The sequence below is a fragment of the Psychrobacter sp. T6-1 genome, from assembly GCF_052258445.1.
In genome coordinates, this window is sequence record NZ_JBQQFC010000490.1 from 1 (window position 1) to 1,239 (window position 1,239).

The window sequence follows — 1,239 nt, forward strand, 5'->3', positions numbered from 1 at the left end:
CGGCGCTTATCCGATCAAGCAAGCTACTACTGGCAAAAGGACATCGTCGGCTACGATCAGGATAGTCAAGCCAGCTCACTGCTCAAATGGTTCAACATTACTTCTGTCATGCAACAAGTGATGTGGATGGCAGCAATTGCTATCTCAATTATGAGTATTATCATATTTATGATTTGGCAGCGTAGGCGTAAACACTGGCATCCTGCCGATCAGCCGCTCATTAAGTTATCTCAGCGTTTATCTAAAAGCGATAAAGCGTTTGCTCGCGATGACAATGAAGGGCAACTGGCGTGGCTTGAGCGCCTTGCAAACCATAAAGACAACTCTGGTAATAATAAAAAGCTCCCTGTAGATTTAACCCAGATCATGCAAAATTATCGACAACTGCGCTATGGACGTATAAGTACGCTGGCAATTAAAGACGATAGGTATAAACAGGCGTTAAGGGCGTTTAAAAAGCAGGTAAAAACGCTTTTTTAATAAATTTATATTGCACATATATTTATTTGCCAAAGGTAGATTTAATAATGTTATTAGCTACCTCCGTACCTTATTAAACCCCATCCAATTCTCAACATTATCTGTCATCTATCAAATCATAAACCTAATACCTCTTTGTATAGATTCCCTAAGCTAATTATATTCATAATTATGAATATATAGTTTGTCTTAAACAATATAGTAGGTTGTTTTTATCATTTTCGAACAATAATAATAGGTATCAGTTTTATCACATTTTTAAAAATATCATCACATCATCAAGTCATATAAGTCGGCAAGCACTTGTACTCTCAGTGTTTTGGACTCTTTACTATGGCTGTCTTGAATCCCTAAACCCTAAAAATATATTTTTAATTATATGTGTAAATTTGAATACAGTAATTTTCATAGAAGTTTATATTTATTAAAACGAATTTATATATTAAACAAAATGGATTTATATTGATTATTTCAACGTCTGTTTAGATGTACTAAAATATAGTTGTTTTTGGTTTACTTAGCGTAATTAAAAAGATAATAAAAGCTTACAACTAATAAATAATTGAATATAAGTGTTGCTAATTTGTTAATATCTAATAAAATCATTAATATCTTATTAATTATTCGCAGCCTTATGTTTCTAAACAAAATGTTTTAATTACTAAAAGCATTATTTTTTGTTTCGAGATTAATGGCTATAGACCTATATCGTCTCTATGGATTTCAAGGAAGAAGCGCTATGAATCGCAATTTTAAAGT

At 32.0% G+C, this 1,239-nt stretch carries 1 pseudogene; it reads left to right on the forward strand.

Annotated elements, in window-relative coordinates:
• Positions 1-480: pseudogene (locus ACTXGO_RS14045) on the forward strand (transglutaminaseTgpA domain-containing protein); the annotation flags it as partial.
• Positions 481-1,239: the final 759 nt, after the last annotated feature.